Source organism: Paraburkholderia sp. GAS199 (assembly GCF_050436585.1).
In the GTDB taxonomy this organism is placed as follows: Bacteria; Pseudomonadota; Gammaproteobacteria; order Burkholderiales; family Burkholderiaceae; genus Paraburkholderia.
In genome coordinates this window covers 450177-467294 of the sequence record NZ_JBNDMM010000007.1, presented here as the reverse complement: position 1 = coordinate 467294, position 17118 = coordinate 450177, and the positions used below count along the sequence as shown (strand labels likewise).

The 17118-nt window shown below is 65.6% G+C and carries 13 protein-coding genes; 5 read left to right on the top strand and 8 right to left on the bottom strand.

Going from position 1 to position 17118, the window contains the following annotated elements; translation table 11 throughout:
* Window positions 1–95: 95 nt before the first annotated feature.
* From P3T18_RS26520 to P3T18_RS26500, 5 genes are all read right to left on the bottom strand, one after another.
* Window positions 96–2744, bottom strand: a complete 2649-nt coding sequence (locus P3T18_RS26520) for a DNA internalization-related competence protein ComEC/Rec2 (protein WP_429302912.1) — start codon at window positions 2742–2744, stop codon at window positions 96–98.
* A gap of 113 nt (window positions 2745–2857) precedes the next feature.
* Window positions 2858–3646 carry a TatD family hydrolase gene (locus P3T18_RS26515; RefSeq protein WP_429302911.1) on the bottom strand — a complete coding sequence of 263 codons (789 nt, stop codon included), beginning with the start codon at window positions 3644–3646 and terminating at the stop codon, window positions 2858–2860.
* 143 nt (window positions 3647–3789) lie between these two features.
* A complete protein-coding gene (gene lolD / locus P3T18_RS26510; RefSeq protein WP_429302910.1) occupies window positions 3790–4533 on the bottom strand; it encodes a lipoprotein-releasing ABC transporter ATP-binding protein LolD in 744 nt (247 codons plus the stop codon).
* Window positions 4526–5779, bottom strand: coding sequence for a lipoprotein-releasing ABC transporter permease subunit (locus tag P3T18_RS26505; RefSeq protein ID WP_429302909.1), 1254 nt, complete (start codon window positions 5777–5779; stop codon window positions 4526–4528). The genes lolD and P3T18_RS26505 overlap by 8 nt, the downstream gene beginning before the upstream one ends.
* Window positions 5780–6131: 352 nt before the next feature.
* The gene (locus tag P3T18_RS26500; protein WP_429302908.1) at window positions 6132–7172 is read right to left on the bottom strand and encodes an acyltransferase family protein; all 1041 of its coding nucleotides are present in this window, start codon (window positions 7170–7172) and stop codon (window positions 6132–6134) included.
* Window positions 7173–7473: 301 nt separating this feature from the next.
* On the opposite strand from P3T18_RS26500, the gene P3T18_RS26495 reads away from it, so the two are divergent.
* The 5 genes from P3T18_RS26495 (at window position 7474) to P3T18_RS26475 (ending at window position 14283) form a co-directional block, all read left to right on the top strand.
* Entirely contained in the window at window positions 7474–8580 is a 1107-nt protein-coding gene (locus P3T18_RS26495) for a regulator (protein ID WP_429302907.1), read from the top strand.
* A 28-nt stretch (window positions 8581–8608) separates the two neighbouring features.
* Window positions 8609–10315, top strand: a complete 1707-nt coding sequence (recJ, locus tag P3T18_RS26490) for a single-stranded-DNA-specific exonuclease RecJ (RefSeq protein ID WP_429302906.1) — start codon at window positions 8609–8611, stop codon at window positions 10313–10315.
* Window positions 10316–10477: 162 nt separating this feature from the next.
* Window positions 10478–11582 (top strand): peptide chain release factor 2 gene (gene prfB, locus P3T18_RS26485; RefSeq protein ID WP_429302905.1). Its coding sequence is split into 2 segments (ribosomal slippage): window positions 10478–10558 and window positions 10560–11582, totalling 1104 coding nucleotides; the frame shifts between segments, so codons are not numbered across the junction.
* A gap of 123 nt (window positions 11583–11705) precedes the next feature.
* Window positions 11706–13247: a lysine--tRNA ligase gene (gene lysS / locus P3T18_RS26480; RefSeq protein WP_429302904.1), complete on the top strand. Its 1542-nt coding sequence runs from the start codon at window positions 11706–11708 to the stop codon at window positions 13245–13247.
* A 316-nt stretch (window positions 13248–13563) separates the two neighbouring features.
* Window positions 13564–14283, top strand: a complete 720-nt coding sequence (locus P3T18_RS26475) for a glycine zipper 2TM domain-containing protein (protein ID WP_429303002.1) — start codon at window positions 13564–13566, stop codon at window positions 14281–14283.
* Window positions 14284–14446: 163 nt separating this feature from the next.
* Here P3T18_RS26475 and iscX read toward each other — a convergent pair whose 3' ends face one another.
* The 3 genes from iscX to hscA all read right to left on the bottom strand — a co-directional run bounded on the left by iscX (window position 14447) and on the right by hscA (window position 17003).
* Window positions 14447–14644 (bottom strand): Fe-S cluster assembly protein IscX, encoded by a 198-nt coding sequence (gene iscX / locus P3T18_RS26470; protein WP_007181290.1) that lies wholly within the window; start codon window positions 14642–14644, stop codon window positions 14447–14449.
* A gap of 15 nt (window positions 14645–14659) precedes the next feature.
* A complete protein-coding gene (gene fdx, locus P3T18_RS26465) occupies window positions 14660–15001 on the bottom strand; it encodes an ISC system 2Fe-2S type ferredoxin (RefSeq protein ID WP_429302903.1) in 342 nt (113 codons plus the stop codon).
* Window positions 15002–15131: 130 nt separating this feature from the next.
* Window positions 15132–17003 carry a Fe-S protein assembly chaperone HscA gene (hscA, locus tag P3T18_RS26460; RefSeq protein ID WP_429302902.1) on the bottom strand — a complete coding sequence of 624 codons (1872 nt, stop codon included), beginning with the start codon at window positions 17001–17003 and terminating at the stop codon, window positions 15132–15134.
* Between the last annotated feature and the right edge of the window lie 115 nt (window positions 17004–17118).

Below are 17118 nucleotides of genomic sequence, written 5' to 3'. Positions count from 1 at the left end.
GCGGCTATCTCCATGCTGTTTTGTGCGCGGGCCGCAGCGAATGGCGGCCGTGCTTTTTTATATCCGTGCCGACGCCGCTGCCGTTTGCCGGGCGGCTAGCGGTCCATCCAGTAGCGGCGCTGCGTATCGCGATACCGTTCAAGCGTGAGCACGGCGCCCGATCCATTTCGCGCGCCGGGTTCCATATCGACACGCACCGCGCCGTCGGTGTCGCTGCGCGCAAGCTCGATCTGCCGTGCCTTGTAGCGCTCGAACACGCCCGCATTCGGATGATGAAACCGGTTGCGATAGCCTACCTGAAATAGCGCGATCAGCGGCTCGATAGAATCGAGGAACGGCTCGGTCGACGAGGTCTTGCTGCCGTGATGCGGCACGACCAGCACCTGCGCGCGCAAGGCCTCGCGGTCGCGCGCGATCAGGACACGTTCGACCGGCGCTTCGATGTCCGCCGCCAGCAGCGCGGCGGTGCGCGACGCGGGTGAGCCGCGCGTTTGATCGGGCGCGGCGGACGCCGGCGCCTCCATCACACTCACCCGCAGGACGCAGCAATGCGCGTTGGGTTTGCCTTGCAACGGCCCGGCGTCCGGCCAGAGCATCGCGAACTCGACGCCGTCCCATTGCCAGCGCTGACCGGCCGCACACGGCAGCGTTTCCGCCTTGCGCCGGCGCGCCTCGTCCCACAAGGCGTTCGACGGCGCCAGCGCCGCCAGCAGTTGACGCACGTCGATCGACTCCAGCACGGCCGGCGCACCGCCCGAGTGATCGGAATCCGCGTGACTGATGACAAGCGTATCCAGCGCCGTGACGCCGTGCGCCTGCAAAAACGGCACGACGATCCGCTCGCCGGCGTGGGTCGACTCCGGGCCGGGCCCGGCGTCGAACAGCAAGCTGTGGTGGGCGGTCTCGACCAGCACCGAACTGCCCTGCCCGATGTCGAGCGCCGTCAGCCGCACGCTGCCGTGTTGCGGTCCCGGCGACGCCGGCAGCAGCAAGGGCAGCCACGTGAAAGGCGCCGCCCAGCGCAGCGGCCAGCCACGCGGCGCAAGCATCCAGCCCACGCCGAGCGCCGCGGCGGCCAAGGTCCAGCCGCCGGGTTGCGGCAGACGCCAGACGGCCCATGCAGGACCGGCGAGCGTCTGCAGACCCATGCACAGAGAATCCAGCAATCTGTGCGCAAGATGGAAGGCGTATGCATCGACTGGCGCGGGCAGCGCGACACCGGCCAGCACGGCCGGCGTCACGAGCACGCTCACCCAGGGAATCGCGAAAGCGTTGGCAAGCGGCCCGATCAGCGGCACTTGCGCAAACCAGTAGACGGTGAGCGGCGCTAGCGCGATGGTCACCGCAAACTGAACCTGTGCGGCGCCGCGCAGACGCTCCTTCGTGACGAGCAGGCCGTGAAGCAATGCAGTCTTCATGCGGGCAAACCGGCCGTGCGGATTGTCGCCGTGGCGTTGTTCGCCGCGCTGCGCATGATCCTGCACGCGCGGTTGTCCCGACATCGCGAAGAGAATCGCGGCAACCGCGCAGAACGACAGCCAGAATCCCGCCGACAGCACGGCCCACGGATCGAGCAGCAGCACGAGTCCCAGCGCCCACGCCAGCACCACCGAGCGCGGCAGATTCCGCCCGCTGACGAACGCCAGCGCCAGCACGCCGGCCATCCATAAAGCGCGTTGCGCCGGCACGTTGAAGCCGGCGAGCGCGGCGTGCAATGCGGCGAAAAGCGCACCCGCCGATACCGAGACGATCGGCGCCGGCAACAGCAACGGCCAGTTGCGCCCGACAAACCCGGAGCGTCGCCACAACGCGCCCGCCAGCCAGCCCGCGAGTCCGGCCGCGAAGCCGATATGCAACCCCGAAATCGCCACCAGATGACTCGTGCCGGTGGCGCGCATCAACAGCCAGTCGGCTGCGCTGACCTCGTCCTGCGCGCCGACGGCGAGCGCCACCACGATGCCGCGATGCGGCGCGTCCGCGAGCACGCTGTCGATGCGTTCGCGCAGCGCGTCGCGCCAGCCGTTCACCATCACGCCCAAGCCGCCCGCGTAGCCGCGCAAGCGCGTGGCGTGCGCCGGCGCGCTCACGTAGCCGGTGGCGCGCACGTTGCGCGCGAGCAGACTGACCTCTGAGTCGCGCACGCCGAAGTTCGCATTGCCGTGCGGACGTTTCAGCCGTACGCTCAACTTCCAGCGAGCGCCTGGTTCGAGTCGCGGCGGCGGCCGGTCCGCGTCGATCCACGCAAGTTGAATAACGCGCGGAAACGCGACGCCCCGCCGATCGGCCGGGTCGATCGAATCGACGGAATCTACTTCGAAGAGAAAATGCGCGCCTTCGTCGTCGCGAGAAGGCAGGCTTTTGATGCTGCCGCTCACGTCGAGATCGCGGCCTTCCCACGCAACCGGCAGACTCGTCGCGAGTCGCACTTGCGCGCGCCACGCCGCGTAGCCGAAACCGGCGCACGCAGCCGCGAAACACAATGCAGTCCAGCCGACCACCAGGCGCACCCGCGCAGTTGAAAGCCGGCCGAATAAGGCCAACCAGAACCGCTTGCCGCGCTGCGCCGCCGGCGCAACCCCAGCCGCCGAAACGGGTGGCGAACCGCACACCAACGACCATGCCGACACCGCCAACGCAATGAAAAGCCCGAGCGTCAACGCACTCCATCCGGCCCAGCCAGGCAGCACGGCCTGCCTTTGCAACACGATCACACCCAACGCAAATCCGCACCACCACACCCGCATGCCACCTCCGCTGCATACGCACCGGAACTGACCCGACCGACGCGGCAGACAGCCGCAGCCGCGCCGGGCGTGAGTCGCGTTCGGCGCGAAACTGCTCAAACCATCGGGTTCAATTATGCAGAGGAAAGGGCGAGTCGCGGCAGCGCGGCGATCGCGTTAGCCGTTGTGCCTAGGGCAGCCTCGTCGGCGCTCAAGCCGCGCAGTTGCGCGAGCCCCGCGCCGATGGCCGGAATCTGCTCGGGCGAGTTGCGCTGTTTGTACATCCAGGAAGGCGCGATATCGGGCGCATCGGTCTCGACGACCAGCGCGTCGAACGGCAACTGCTCGGCGAGGCGGCGAATCTGACGGGCGCGCTCGAACGTCAGATTGCCGCCGAAGCCGAGGTGCATGCCCTGGTCGATATAGGCTTGCGCCTGCTGGAAACTGCCGTTGAAGGCATGCGCGATACCGCGATGAATCTGGTGACGCCGCAGTCCCTTGATGACCTGATCCTGCGACTTGCGCACGTGGCAGATCACGGGCAGATCGAATTCGCGGGCGAGTTGCAACTGGCCGTTGTAGAAGAATTGCTGACGCGCGTCGTCGAGTCCTTCGACGAAATAATCGAGACCGATTTCGCCCAGGCCGACGAAGCGCGGATCGTCGAGACTCGCCTCGATTTCCATGCGCAGCAGGTCGAGATCGCTCTCCTGCGCGCCGGGTGTGAAGAGTGGATGAATGCCGAGCGCGTAGGCGCCGCCTTCGACACGATGCGCCAGCTCGCGCACCGTCGAAAAATTGTCGCGGCCGATCGCGGGAATCACGATCCGCCCCACTCCGGCCGCTCGCGCCGACGCCGCGATCGCGTCGCGGTCGGCGTCGAATTCGCTAGCGTCGAGATGGCAGTGCGTGTCGATCCACATGGTCGCCTCGTCAGCGGTACGGCTTCGGTCGCGGCCCGGAAGCGCGACTCTGGAAGAAGCGCGCGGCGCCGTTCATCACGCTGCCAACGGCTGCCTTATTCCGGCGCTTATTCCGGCGCTTATTCCCGCGCTTGTTCCGGTGTTTAAACCTTCACTGCCGGTTCTTCGTGCAGCACGCCGTCGCGCAGCCGCATGATCCGGTCGCAACGTCCGGCCAGTTCCGGATCGTGCGTGACGATCACGAAGCTGGTTTCGAGCGTGCGCGACAGTTCGAGCATCAGGTTGAACACCGTGTCGGCCGTGCCGCCGTCGAGATTGCCGGTCGGCTCGTCGGCCAGCACGCAGGCGGGCTTCGTGACCAGCGCGCGGGCAATCGCCACGCGCTGACGCTCGCCGCCCGACAACTCGCCCGGACGGTGCTTCGCGCGATGGCCCATGCCGACGCGCTCCAGCACCGCGAGCGCTTCGCGGCGCGCGGCTTCGGTGGTCATACGACGAATCCGCAACGGCATCGCGACGTTGTCGAGCGCGCTGAATTCCGGCAGCAGATGGTGGAACTGATACACGAAGCCGAGTGCCCGGTTGCGCAGATCGTTGCGCTCACGCTCGGAGAGTTTCGTGAACGGCTTGCCCATCACCGACACGTGACCGGCGCTCGGGTCGTCGAGACCGCCGAGCACGTGCAGCAGCGTGCTCTTGCCGGAACCGGAGGCGCCGACGATGGCCAGCTTCTCACCGCGCCGCACGCTCAGTTGCGTGTTGTCGAGCACCTGAACATTCAGACCGCCCTGCACGAACGACTTGGAAATGCCGGTTGCTTCGAGCACGTAGGGATGCGGCGCGGAGTCCTGAGAGGTCATGGAAAGATTCACGGTACGGTCATTCATAGCGCAGCGCCTCCGCCGGGCGGACCTTGGCGCCGCGCCAGCTCGGGTACAGCGTGGCCAGCGCCGACATCAGGAAGGCGATGATGCCGATTCGCGCCACGTCGGCCGGGATCAGTTCGGACGGTAGTTCACTGATGAAGTACACCGACGGCGGCAGGAATTGCACGCCGAGCAGATGCTCGATCATCGGCACGAGCCATGGAATGCTCCACGCGATCAGGCAGCCGAGCGCGACGCCGGTCGCCGTGCCGATGAAGCCGATCGTCACGCCTTGCACCACGAAAATCTTCATGATGGAGCCGGGCTGCGCGCCGAGCGTGCGCAGAATGGCGATGTCGGCCTGCTTGTTGGTCACGGTCATGACCAGCGACGACACCAGGTTGAACGCGGCGACGGCGATGATCAGCGTGAGAATGATGAACATCATGCGCTTTTCGATCTGCACGGCCGAGAACCAGGTCTTGTTCTGCTGGGTCCAGTCGCGGATATACAGGTCGCCCGAGAGACTTCGCGCCAGTTGATGCGCGACCTCCGGCGCCCGCTGCATGTCGGTCAGACGCAGACGCACGCCGGTTGGTGCGGGCAGCCGGAACAGCGCCTGGGCGTCCTTGATGTTGATGAGCGCGAGCGTGCTGTCGTACTCGTAATGTCCCGATTCGAAGATGCCGACTACGGTGAACTGCTTCAGCCTGGGCAGCATGCCGGCAGGCGTGATAGTGCCTTCGGGCGCTACCAGCGTGATCTTGTCGTTTACGGTCACGCCGAGATTGGTGGCGAGATCCGCGCCGAGCACGATGCCGAAGTCGCCCGGCACGAGGTCGGTGAGCTTGCCGCCTTTCATTTCCTTGCCGATGTCGGACACCTCGGGCTCGAGCGTCGGCTCGACGCCGCGCAGCGCCACGCCGCTCACGGCGTCCTGGCGCGTGAGCAAGGCCTGCGCTTCGACGTACGGTGCCGCGCCGATCACTTCCTTGTTCAGGCGCGCTTCCTTGGCCGTCAGTTGCCAGTTCGGCATGGAACCGGTTGGCGAGAAGATTTCGACGTGCGCGAGCACCGACAGCATGCGGTCGCGAACCTCTTTCTGGAAACCGTTCATCACGGACAACACGACGATCAGCGCCGCGACGCCGAGCGCGATGCCCGACATCGAGACCAGCGCGATGAACGAAATGAAGCCGTTACCGGTCGTGCGTTTGCCGGCGCGGGTGTAGCGCCAGCCAATCTGCCATTCGTAGGGAAATTTCAAGCGAATCCTTTTCTGCGTTCTTCGGCTGCTCTGCGCCATTGTGCTACGGTCGGCCGGTTTTATTCGCGCGCCTTGCGCCGATTTTGCCGTCCATGCCGACCGCGCCGGTCTTGCAGCGTGAGCGTCGTGATCATTGGTCCCGCCGCCGGACGGTTGGTTCCGGCAAGGCGCCGTGGCGCGGTAGCAATCCCCAAGCCAGCCGGCGCGCCGGGACCGACGCGAAGCGTGGTCCGGCGAGACGGCAGGCCTCGCTACCGGCCGCAATCAAGCGCGAAGTTTGCCATACAATGCCGCCCGCTCGCGCAAAGCGCCGTCCGGAAGAACCTTGCAGCAGAAAAGTGACCGCCGGCGCTCAGGCCGAGTCCACCGCGGCCGCACCGACGCGGCGGCGCAGTGTCCTCGCGGGTTTCAGGCGCAGCGCCGGCTGCTCGACCAGACGCCAGCTCAGCCAGCCGAGCCCCGTGCAAAGAATCAGCGTGACGACGAACATCGCCCACGGCGTGACGCCCGGCCAGTACCAGCTGAGCAGCTTCTGCACCGGCCAGCCGTACAGATACATGCCGTACGACAGGTCGACATGGCCGCTGCCGCGCACGCGCTTTCGCGCCGGCAGCGAGGCGACGGCGAACACCAGATAACCGCCGGCCAGCAGCACGCCGGGGCGCAGCGCCGCGGGATCGAACAGCGACGCGACCAGCAGCACCGAGGCGAGGACGCAGCCCACGCGCGTGAAGCGGATGCGCTCGCGGAACAGGAAGAAGCAGCTGCCGCACAGAAACAGCGTGGCGAACCACGCCATCGAATCGGACACGCGCAGCGCCGTCAGCCCGAACAGCAGATGCTGCGAGTCGGTCGGACCGATCGGCGGCACGGTGTAGCTGATCGCGGCGCCGGCCAGCAGCACGATCACGAGAAACACTCGCGGGCGCGCAAAAAGCCCCAGGCAGCCCACCAGCGCGGCGAGCAGATAACAGCGGAATTCGAACGCAATGGTCCACATCGAGCCGTTGACGCTTTCGACGGCGGTTCCGGCGAACACACGCGGCGTCTGCGGGTCGTGCAACAGCAGCAGATTGCGCAGTACGACGCGCAGATCGAGATCGTGGAAATAGGCGGCAGCGTCGGCACCGAGCGGACCGACGATAAACACCGAGATCAGCGAGGCAACGATAAAGCCCGGATAGAGACGCAGAACGCGGCGGGCGAGGAAGCGGCCGATCGACGGGTCGTGAACCCAGCTGCGCGTAATCAGATAACCGCTGATGAGGAAAAAACCGTCGACAGCGAGGCTGCCGGGGTTAGTCGTGTGGACGACTGCTTCGATGGGGTCGGCGAAACCCAGCAACGCGAAGCTGTGCGCAAAGAGAACGGAGACGGCAAATAGCAGTCGCAAGACATCGAAATTCCCCGCCTGCCCCGACATTGCGTGCTCTGAAACGCGCAGCTCTTTCATTAGTCCGGTTCTGTTTCTGATCATTTCGCGCCAAACCGCGCGGCGGTCGAATCTTAAATTAATTCGCCATTCCTTACAAAACATTCCCTTGGTGCCGGGCCAGGTAATATTTCCGTGCCCTTGCCCGCGTGTTTCCCCGTCGTGTTTCTGGTTTCGCAAAACGGGCAGTACGTGCTCGACGCCAGCCCGCGCCGCCGCGCGACGCGTTCATTGGCCGGGTTCGTCCGCGCTTTGCCCTACAATGCGCAGCATCATGAACGCCGACCGCCTCCACCTTCTCCTGCCCTTCGCGTTGCCCGCCGCAGCGGACGCCGCCACCGCCCTGCACGACATCCGCAGCCCGGCGCTCGACCGTCTGATCGCCCGCGCGACGCTGGTCGAACGGGTGGTCGGCGAAGACTTTCAGCGCACCCTGCCACACGAGCGCTGGGTGGCGCGCCAGTTCGGCGCACTGCCGGCCGGCGCGGCGGCCGCCGACGAAGCGCCGCTCGCGCCTTACATGCTGCGCGCCGACGGCGGCGATCCGGGCAGCACGACGTGGGCGTGCGTGCAACCGGTGCACGTGCGTATCGCGCATGACCACCTCGTGCTGATCGATCCGGCGTCGCTCGAACTCTCGGACGAAGAAGCCGGCGCGCTGCTCGCGACCGCGCGTCCGCTGATCGAGGAACTGGGTGTGCGCATGGAAGCGCCCAAGGCGCAGCGCTGGTATCTGGCGGGCGACGGTTTCGGCACGCTGGCGGGCGCTTCGCCGTTGCGGGCGAGCGGTCGCAACATCGAAATCTGGCTGCCGCACGAAGCGCATTCCGGCGAGCGTTCGCGCGCCTGGATGAAGCTGCAGAACGAAGTGCAGATGGCGTGGTTCGAGCATCCAGTGAACGAAGCGCGCGAGGCGCGCGGCCTGCCGGCCGTCAATTCCATCTGGTTTCACGCGCAAGGCGCGGCGCAGGCTGTCACGAGCCCGTTCGTGCGCGTGTTTTCCGACGCCGCCGCGACGCGCGGTCTCGCCATGACGGCCAACGTGCCGAACGGCGCGCCGCCGGAGTCGTTCGCCGCATGGCAGAACCCATCCGCCGGCAACGGCCAGCAGAACGGCGCCACGCTGATCGAACTCGATCCGTTTTCCGCGCCGTATATCGAGCAGGACTGGGCGCGCTGGAACGCGGCGTTCGCGGCCTTGCAGGCCGACTGGTTCGAACCCGCGCTGGCGGCGCTGCAAGCGGGTCAACTGAACGAACTCGGTCTGACCTTGTGCGGCGACACTGGCTCGGTGACGCTTAACGTCACGCGTGGCGACCTGCGCAAATTCTGGCGACGGCGCGTGCTCGCCTCGCTCTTCATCGAATGATTGATCACCGCTTCAACGGCCTTTCCGAATGACTCGAATCGTTACGCGCGCCTGCTCTCCCGTCGACGCCGAAGTGCTCACCCGCCACGGCCTGCATCCGGTGCTGGCGCGTCTTTACGCCGCGCGCGGCGTCTGCCTGCCCGATGAAATCGAAACCGGCCTTGCGCGCCTCGTGCCGCCGGCCGGCCTGAAGGGTTGCGAAGACGCCGCCGCGCTGCTCGCCGACGCGATTCAGGGCAAACGCCGCATGCTGGTGGTCGCGGATTACGACTGCGACGGCGCCACCGCCTGCGCCGTCGCGGTGCGCGGCCTGCGCATGTTCGGCGGCCACATCGACTACCTGGTGCCGAACCGCTTCGAATACGGTTATGGCCTGACGCCGGAGATCGTCGCGCTCGCCGCGCGCAACGCGTCGGGCAAACCGGATCTGCTGATTACCGTGGACAACGGCATCGCCAGCGTCGACGGCGTGGCGGCGGCCAACGCGCTCGGCATCGACGTGCTCGTCACCGATCACCATCTGCCGGGCGACGAATTGCCCGCGGCCCGCGCGATCGTCAATCCCAATCAGCCGGGCTGCAGCTTTCCGAGCAAGTGCATGGCCGGCGTCGGCGTGATGTTCTACGTGCTGCTCGCGTTGCGTGCCGAACTGCGCCGCCGCGGCGCCTTCAACGACGCCTTGCCCGAGCCGCGTCTGGACGGCCTGCTCGATCTGGTCGCGCTCGGCACGGTGGCCGACGTGGTCAAGCTCGACGGCAACAATCGCGTGCTGGTCGCTCAAGGCTTGCAGCGCATCCGCAAAGGCAAGATGCAGCCGGGCATCGCCGCCCTCTTCCGCGCCGCCGCGCGCGACGCGCGCAACGCCTCGGGCTTCGATCTCGGCTTTGCGCTCGGACCGCGCCTGAACGCGGCGGGACGTCTGTCGGACATGTCGCTCGGCATCGAATGCCTGACCACCGACGACATCGGCCGCGCCTGGGATCTCGCACAGCAACTCGACACCATGAACCGCGAGCGTCGCGAGATCGAAGCCGGCATGCAGCAGCAGGCGCTCGACGACCTCTCGACCATCGATCCCGCCGATTCGACCACGATCACGCTGTTCAATCCGGGCTGGCATCAGGGCGTGATCGGCATCGTGGCCGGCCGGCTAAAAGAGAAATTCCACCGGCCCTCGTTCACGTTCGCGTTGGCCGACGACAGCGGCCAGACGGTCAAAGGCTCGGGCCGCTCGATTCCCGGCTTCCATCTGCGCGACGCGCTCGATCTGATCTCGAAGCGCGAACCCGGCCTGATCGCCAAATTCGGCGGTCACGCGATGGCCGCCGGCCTGACGATCGCCGCCGCCGACGTGCCGCGCTTCACGGCGGCGTTCGAAGCGGTCGGCCGCGAATGGCTGTCGCAGGAAGCGTTGTCGCGCACCGTCGAAACCGACGGCGAACTCGAAGACGCGTACTTCACGCCGCAGTTCGTCGACATGCTCGACGCCGCCGTGTGGGGCCAGGGCTTTCCGGCGCCGGTTTTCTCGGGCGAATTCGATATCGCTTCGCAGGCGCTGGTCAAGGACAAACACCTCAAGCTGCAACTCGTGCGCGGACGCCAGCGCTTCAACGCGATCTGGTTCAACCACACCGACACGCTGCCGGCGCGCACCACCATCGCTTACCGGCTCGCGAGCGACACATGGAACGGCGTGTCGCGCGTGCAGCTGATCGTCGAGCACGCGGCGAGCTGAGGCGCGGGCGCGCATCGGCGCGTGAACCTGCGCGGTGCGCGCAAAGCCTCGAAAAAGTCCGCAAAATCAACCCCAAACCCGCGCCGGATCGCCGACAGGCCTTCGGAGCGGGCCGCCGATCGGCTATAATTTCTCCTTTTTACGAAGCTATAAAAGATCGACATGGAAGCGGAACGTCTCAACGCGATCGAAGCCTCACTGGCGGACCTGCGCACGCGCGCGGACTCGCTACGGGGGTATCTTTGACTACGACGACAAAGCACTGCGTCTAATCGAAGTCAACCGGGAACTCGAAGACCCGGACGTCTGGAACGACTCGAAGCACGCCCAGGCCCTCGGCCGGGAAAAGAAGCTGCTCGACGACACCGTCGGCAAACTCACGTCGCTCGATAACGACCTGCGCGACGCGCAGGACCTGTTCGACATGGCCCGCGAGGAAGACGACGAGGAAACGCTCCTCGCCTGCGAATCCGACGCGCAAGGCATCGAACAGCGCGTGGCCGACATGGAATTTCGCCGCATGTTCGCGAATCCGGCCGACCCGAACAACGCCTTTCTCGACATCCAGGCCGGCGCCGGCGGCACCGAAGCGTGCGACTGGGCGTCCATGCTGCTGCGTCAGTATCTGCGGTACTGCGAGCGCAAGGGCTTCAAGACCGAAGTGCTGGAACAAACGGAAGGCGACGTCGCGGGCATCAAGAACGCCACGATCAAGATCGAAGGCGAATACGCCTACGGCTTCCTGCGCACCGAAACCGGCGTGCACCGCCTCGTGCGCAAGTCGCCGTTCGACTCGTCGGGCGGTCGTCATACGTCGTTCTCGTCGGTGTTCGTGTATCCGGAAATCGACGACTCGATCGAAGTCGACATCAATCCGGCCGATCTGCGCATCGACACCTACCGCGCGTCCGGCGCGGGCGGTCAGCACATCAACAAGACCGATTCCGCGGTGCGTATCACGCACATGCCCACGGGCATCGTGGTGCAGTGCCAGAACGACCGTTCGCAGCACCGTAACCGCGCCGAAGCGATGGCCATGCTGAAGTCGCGCCTGTACGAAGCGGAAATCCGCAAGCGTCAGGAAGAGCAGGACAAGCTCGAAGCCGGCAAGACCGACGTGGGCTGGGGCCACCAGATCCGCTCGTACGTGCTGGACAACAGCCGCATCAAGGATCTGCGCACCAACGTCGAAATCAGCAATACGAAGAGCGTGCTCGACGGCGACCTCGATCCGTTCATCAGCGCCAGCCTGAAACAGGGCGTCTAAGCGCAGACGGCGCGGCAAGCATCGCCTTGCCGCGCCGCAATTTTTTCAACGCCTGTCCGTTTTCGAGCCACAGGCCATCCGCATGCGCTCTCCGGCGTGCGAAACACCGAACAACAGATCATCATGACCGAACCGACCCAGCCTAATGCGGCCCAGCCGACTGTCGTGCCCGAGGTGGACGACAACAAGATCATCGCCGAGCGCCGCGAGAAGCTGCGCGAACTGCGTGAGCAAGGCGTCGCTTATCCGAACGATTTCCGCCCCACGCATCGCGCCGACGACCTGCAAACGCAGTATGAGCAGAGCGACAAGGAAGCGCTCGAAGCGAATCCGCTCGAAGTCGCCATCGCCGGCCGCATGATGCTCAAGCGCGTGATGGGCAAGGCGAGCTTCGCCACCGTGCGCGACGGTTCGGGCCAGATCCAGTTCTTCATCACGCCGGCCGATGTCGGCCAGGAAACGTACGACGCCTTCAAGAAGTGGGACATGGGCGACATCGTCGCGGCGCGCGGCGTATTGTTCCGCACCAACAAGGGCGAACTGTCGGTCCGCTGCACGGAACTGCGCCTGCTGTCGAAGTCGCTGCGTCCCCTGCCGGACAAATTCCACGGTCTCGCCGACCAGGAAATGAAGTACCGCCAGCGCTATGTCGACCTGATCGTCACGCCGGAAACGCGCAAGACGTTCGTCGCGCGCACCAAGGCGATTTCGTCGATCCGCAAGTTCATGGCCGACGCCGACTTCATGGAAGTCGAAACGCCGATGCTACACCCGATTCCGGGCGGCGCGGCAGCCAAGCCGTTCACCACGCATCACAACGCGCTGGATATGCAGATGTTCCTGCGCATCGCGCCGGAACTGTATCTGAAGCGTCTGGTGGTCGGCGGCTTCGAGCGCGTGTTCGAGATCAACCGTAACTTCCGCAACGAGGGCGTGTCCGTGCGCCACAATCCGGAATTCACGATGATCGAGTTCTACGCGGCGTACACCGATTATCAGTGGCTGATGGACTTCACCGAGCAGCTGATCCGTCAGGCCGCCGTCGACGCGCTGGGCACGGCCACGATCACCTATCAGGGCCGCGAACTGGATCTCGCCAAGCCGTTCCATCGCCTGACCATCACGCAGGCCATCCAGAAGTACGCGCCGCAGTACACCAACGAGCAACTCGCCGACAGCGCCTTCCTGCGCACCGAGTTGAAGAAGTTCGGTGTCGATGCGTCGCAGCCGCAATTCCTGAATGCGGGCGTCGGTTCGTTGCAACTGGCGTTGTTCGAAGAGACCGCCGAGTCGCAATTGTGGGAGCCGACGTACATCATCGACTATCCGGTCGAAGTGTCGCCGCTCGCGCGCGCGTCGGACAAGGTCGAAGGCATTACGGAGCGCTTCGAGCTGTTCATCACGGGTCGCGAAATCGCGAACGGCTTCTCGGAGCTGAACGATCCGGAAGATCAGGCCGCGCGTTTCAAGAAGCAGGTCGATCAGAAAGACGCCGGCGACGAAGAAGCCATGTTCTACGACGCCGACTACATTCGCGCGCTCGAATACGGCATGCCGCCGGCGGGTGGCTGCGGCATCGGTATCGACCGTCTGGTCATGATGCTGACCGACAGCCCGAGCATCCGCGACGTGATTCTGTTCCCGCACCTGCGCCGCGAAGACTGATCCGCGCGACGTGCTTGCCTTGTGAAAACGCCCGGCCGATGCCGGGCGTTTCTGTTTGCACGACAGACTTTCAACGCCGCAGTGGGCGGCATGTTTGTAACCATCGGTAAAAGCTGCACGCCCTGCTGCCGCACGAGTGCCGGCGGCTTCGCCGCGGACGCTTAAGAATCAAGCCATCGCCCCGCCCAGCGGCGCTTTGACGACCGCGCGGCACGAAAATTGCCTGCAAATGGTTACAAATTGAAACCCTCGCAGGATCGAATTGCCCGAGACTCTGTCTCAATAACAGTCGACTCTGCTTAAGACGGAGGCCATGATGGACAATCCAGTTACCAAACCCGCGCAACAACGTCGTCTTCACCCGCTCGTCGCCACTGCGGCGGGCGCAGTCATCATCGCGAGCCTTGCCGCCACGGCGGCGGTGACGGGCCTGTTCCCGCACGCGTCGAGCAGCGGCTCGCAGACGGACCAAACCCAGGCGGCGCAAGTGTCCACGCAACCCGGCGCTCAGCCCGGCGTGGTCGACTCGGCGGCTCCGGCCAGCCCGTCGGCGCAACAGGCCGCTCAACAGCAGGCCGCGCAGCAGGCCCAGCAGCCGCAACCTGCTCCGGTTCCTTCGCCACAGCAACAGCAATACGCGCAGCAGCAACAGGCTCAACCCGCGCCGCAATATGCGCAGCAGCAGCCTGCGCAACCGGCTTATTGCTCCAGCTGCGGCACCGTCGAGGGCATCTCGGCCGTGCGTCAGGAAGGTCATGGCACGGGCATCGGCGCAGTCGGCGGTGCGGTGGCAGGCGGCGTGGTCGGCAACCAGTTCGGCGGCGGTGGCGGCCGTACGGCCATGACGATCCTTGGCGCGCTCGGCGGCGGTCTGGCCGGCAACTCGGTGGAGAAACACATCCGCAGCACGACGTCGTATTCGGTGCGCGTGCGGATGGAAAGCGGCAAGACGCGTTACTTCACGTACCACGAAGCGCCGCCGTTCCAGCAAGGTCAGCGCGTGCGCGTCGAGAACGGCACGCTGGTCGCGAGCTAGACCGAGCTTTTGAAACCCCACGCACGAAAGTGCCGCAGATGTGAAAAAGGCGATTCCGAGGAATCGCCTTTTTTATTCACGTCGACGGATCGGCGCGGGTTCGCGCGCCAGCGTCGTGAGGCAGCACTTCATTCATGCACGTGGCATGAACTCGGCCGCTCGCTCAATAATCCGCGTCTTCGATCCATGCAGCCTGAATTGCCTCGAGGATTTTCTCGTTCGACCGGTTAGGGTCGTCGTCGAAACCCTCGAGTTCGGTCACCCAGCGATGCAGGTCGGTGAAACGAACCTGCTGCGGGTCGATGTCCTGGTGCTTGTCAGTCAGGGCCATCGCGATGTCTTGCGTATCGGTCCACTTCATGGCTGCAACCTCCTGTTAGTGGTTTTCCTTCGCGTGATTAATCGAGTAGCGCGGAATTTCGACAACCAGATCCTGCTCTTCCGGCACGATTGCCTGGCACGACAGACGGGACGCCGGCTCCAGCCCCCACGCCTTGTCGAGTAGATCGTCCTCGTCTTCCTCGGACGGCGTCAAGGCGGCGAAACCCTCACGCACGATCACGTGACAGGTCGTGCACGCGCAGGACTTCTCGCAAGCGTGTTCGATTTCAATACCGTGATCGAGCAGGCTGTCGCAGATGCTCTTGCCGGGCACGGCGTCGATCACCGCGCCTTCCGGGCACAGTTCGACGTGGGGCAGCACAACGATTTGAGGCATACATTTTCCGTTTAAGTCTGCGGCACGGCGGCCGCAAACAGGCTCCGTGCCATTTTACTGGCGTCGCGCGGACTTTTTAAGTCGCGCGGCGCGTTTCATGGGCGGCTGACGTGGCGCGCGTTCGCGCCGCTCAGATCTCGTCGAGCTTGCGGCCGGCAAGCGCGCGGCGAATGCCCTTGTTCATGCGGCGGGCGGCGAATTCGTCGGTGCCTTCGGCGAGCGTCTTCGTGGCGGCTTCGATCGCGTCGGCATCGTCGCTTTGCGCGATCTCGCGCAACGCCGTGAGCAAGGCGTCGAGCTGGGCGCGCTCGGCGTCGTCGAGCAACTCGGCGTCGGCGGCGAGCGCAGCGTCAGTCGCTTCGACCAGACGGCGCGCTTCGACCTGCGCCTCGCGCAGCGCGCGCGCGCGCATGTCGACTTCGGCGGTCGAGAAACTGTCTTCGAGCATCTTCGCGATGTCGTCGTCGGCGAGACCGTAAGACGGCTTGACCACCACCGACGCTTCCACGCCCGAACCCTGCTCGCGCGCGAATACGGAGAGCAGGCCGTCCGCGTCGACCTGATAGGTCACGCGAATGCGCGCGGCGCCGGCGGCCATCGGCGGAATGCCGCGCAGCTCGAAACGCGCGAGCGAACGGCAATCGCTGACGAGCTCGCGCTCGCCCTGCACGACGTGAATCGCCATGGCCGTCTGGCCATCCTTGAAGGTGGTGAAATCCTGCGCGCGCGCCACCGGAATGGTCGAATTACGCGGGATGATTTTCTCGGTCAGGCCGCCCATCGTTTCCACGCCGAGCGACAGCGGGATGACGTCGAGCAGCAGCCATTCGTCACCGTCCGCGCCGCGATTGCCGGCAAGCAGATCGGCCTGGATCGCCGCGCCAAGCGCAACGACCTGATCCGGGTCGAGATTGACGAGCGGCGGCTGGCCGAAGAACGACTCGACCGCGCGGCGAATCACCGGCATGCGCGTCGCGCCGCCGACTAGCACGACACCCGCGATGTCTTTGGTGGCCACCTTCGCGTCGCGCAGCGCTTTCTTCGTGGGACCGAGCGTGCGCTGAACCAGCGCCTGCGTGATCGCCTCGAAAGCGGCTTCGTCGACCGTCAGATCGATGCGGGTGCCGTTCGAGAGCGTAGCCTGCACCTGCGCCATCGGTGCATCCGAGAGCGCCTCCTTGGCCACGCGCACGCTGTCCAGCAGCAGACGCACGTCTTCCGGCGCGAGCGTTTGTGGCGCGATGGCCGCCTGCTCCAGCACGTGGCGATACAACGCGTGGTCGAAATCGTCGCCGCCAAGCGCGGAATCGCCGCCGGCCGCGAGCACTTCGAAGACGCCCTTGGTGAGTTTGAGAATGGACAGATCGAAGGTGCCGCCGCCGAGGTCGTAGACCGCGTAAAGACCTTCCGAGCCGTTATCGAGGCCATAGGCGATCGCGGCCGCGGTCGGCTCGTTCAGCAGACGCAGCACGTTCAGGCCGGCCAGACGCGCGGCGTCCTTGGTGGCCTGGCGCTGCGCTTCGTCGAAATAGGCGGGCACGGTAATCACCGCGCCGACCAGTTCGTCGCCGAGCGAGTCTTCCGCGCGCTGGCGCAGCGTGGCGAGAATTTCCGCCGACACTTCGACCGGGCTCTTTACGCCGTCGATCGTGCGAATCTGCACCATGCCCGGCGCGTCGACGAAATCGTAAGGCGCGTTTTCGGCGCCCTCCACTTCCGCCTTGCCTCGTCCCATGAAGCGCTTGACCGAGACGATCGTGTTGCGCGGATCGCTGGCCGCCTCGGCCTTGGCGACGCGGCCGATACGACGGCCGCCCTTGGCCAGATAACGCACCACCGAAGGCAGCAGCGCGTGACCGTCTTCGTCGGGCAGCACGTCGGGCACGCCGCTGCGCACCGCGGCGACGAGGGAGTTGGTGGTGCCGAGATCGATACCGACCGCCAGACGCCGCTGATGGGGCGCCGGCGCCATGCCGGGTTCGGAGATTTGCAGTAGGGCCATCTGAATCTTCTCGGGGCGGCTTCGCCCCGTCCTGAATTTTGTGTTGCTGGATGGTAATGCTACGGCCGGTTCACTGCAGCGAGCTTACGACGCGCGCTGCCGGTGCCGGTTCCGG

Bases quoted from the DNA above. Each gene is read 5' to 3' on its own strand.
- P3T18_RS26520 (WP_429302912.1), bottom strand. From the start codon at position 2,744: ATGCGGGTGTGGTGGTGCGGATTTGCGTTGGGTGTGATCGTGTTGCAA.
- P3T18_RS26515 (WP_429302911.1), bottom strand. From the start codon at position 3,646: ATGTGGATCGACACGCACTGCCATCTCGACGCTAGCGAATTCGACGCC.
- lolD (WP_429302910.1), bottom strand. From the start codon at position 4,533: ATGAATGACCGTACCGTGAATCTTTCCATGACCTCTCAGGACTCCGCG.
- P3T18_RS26495 (WP_429302907.1), top strand. From the start codon at position 7,474: ATGCGCAGCATCATGAACGCCGACCGCCTCCACCTTCTCCTGCCCTTC.
- recJ (WP_429302906.1), top strand. From the start codon at position 8,609: ATGACTCGAATCGTTACGCGCGCCTGCTCTCCCGTCGACGCCGAAGTG.
- lysS (WP_429302904.1), top strand. From the start codon at position 11,706: ATGACCGAACCGACCCAGCCTAATGCGGCCCAGCCGACTGTCGTGCCC.
- P3T18_RS26475 (WP_429303002.1), top strand. From the start codon at position 13,564: ATGGACAATCCAGTTACCAAACCCGCGCAACAACGTCGTCTTCACCCG.
- iscX (WP_007181290.1), bottom strand. From the start codon at position 14,644: ATGAAGTGGACCGATACGCAAGACATCGCGATGGCCCTGACTGACAAG.
- fdx (WP_429302903.1), bottom strand. From the start codon at position 15,001: ATGCCTCAAATCGTTGTGCTGCCCCACGTCGAACTGTGCCCGGAAGGC.
- hscA (WP_429302902.1), bottom strand. From the start codon at position 17,003: ATGGCCCTACTGCAAATCTCCGAACCCGGCATGGCGCCGGCGCCCCAT.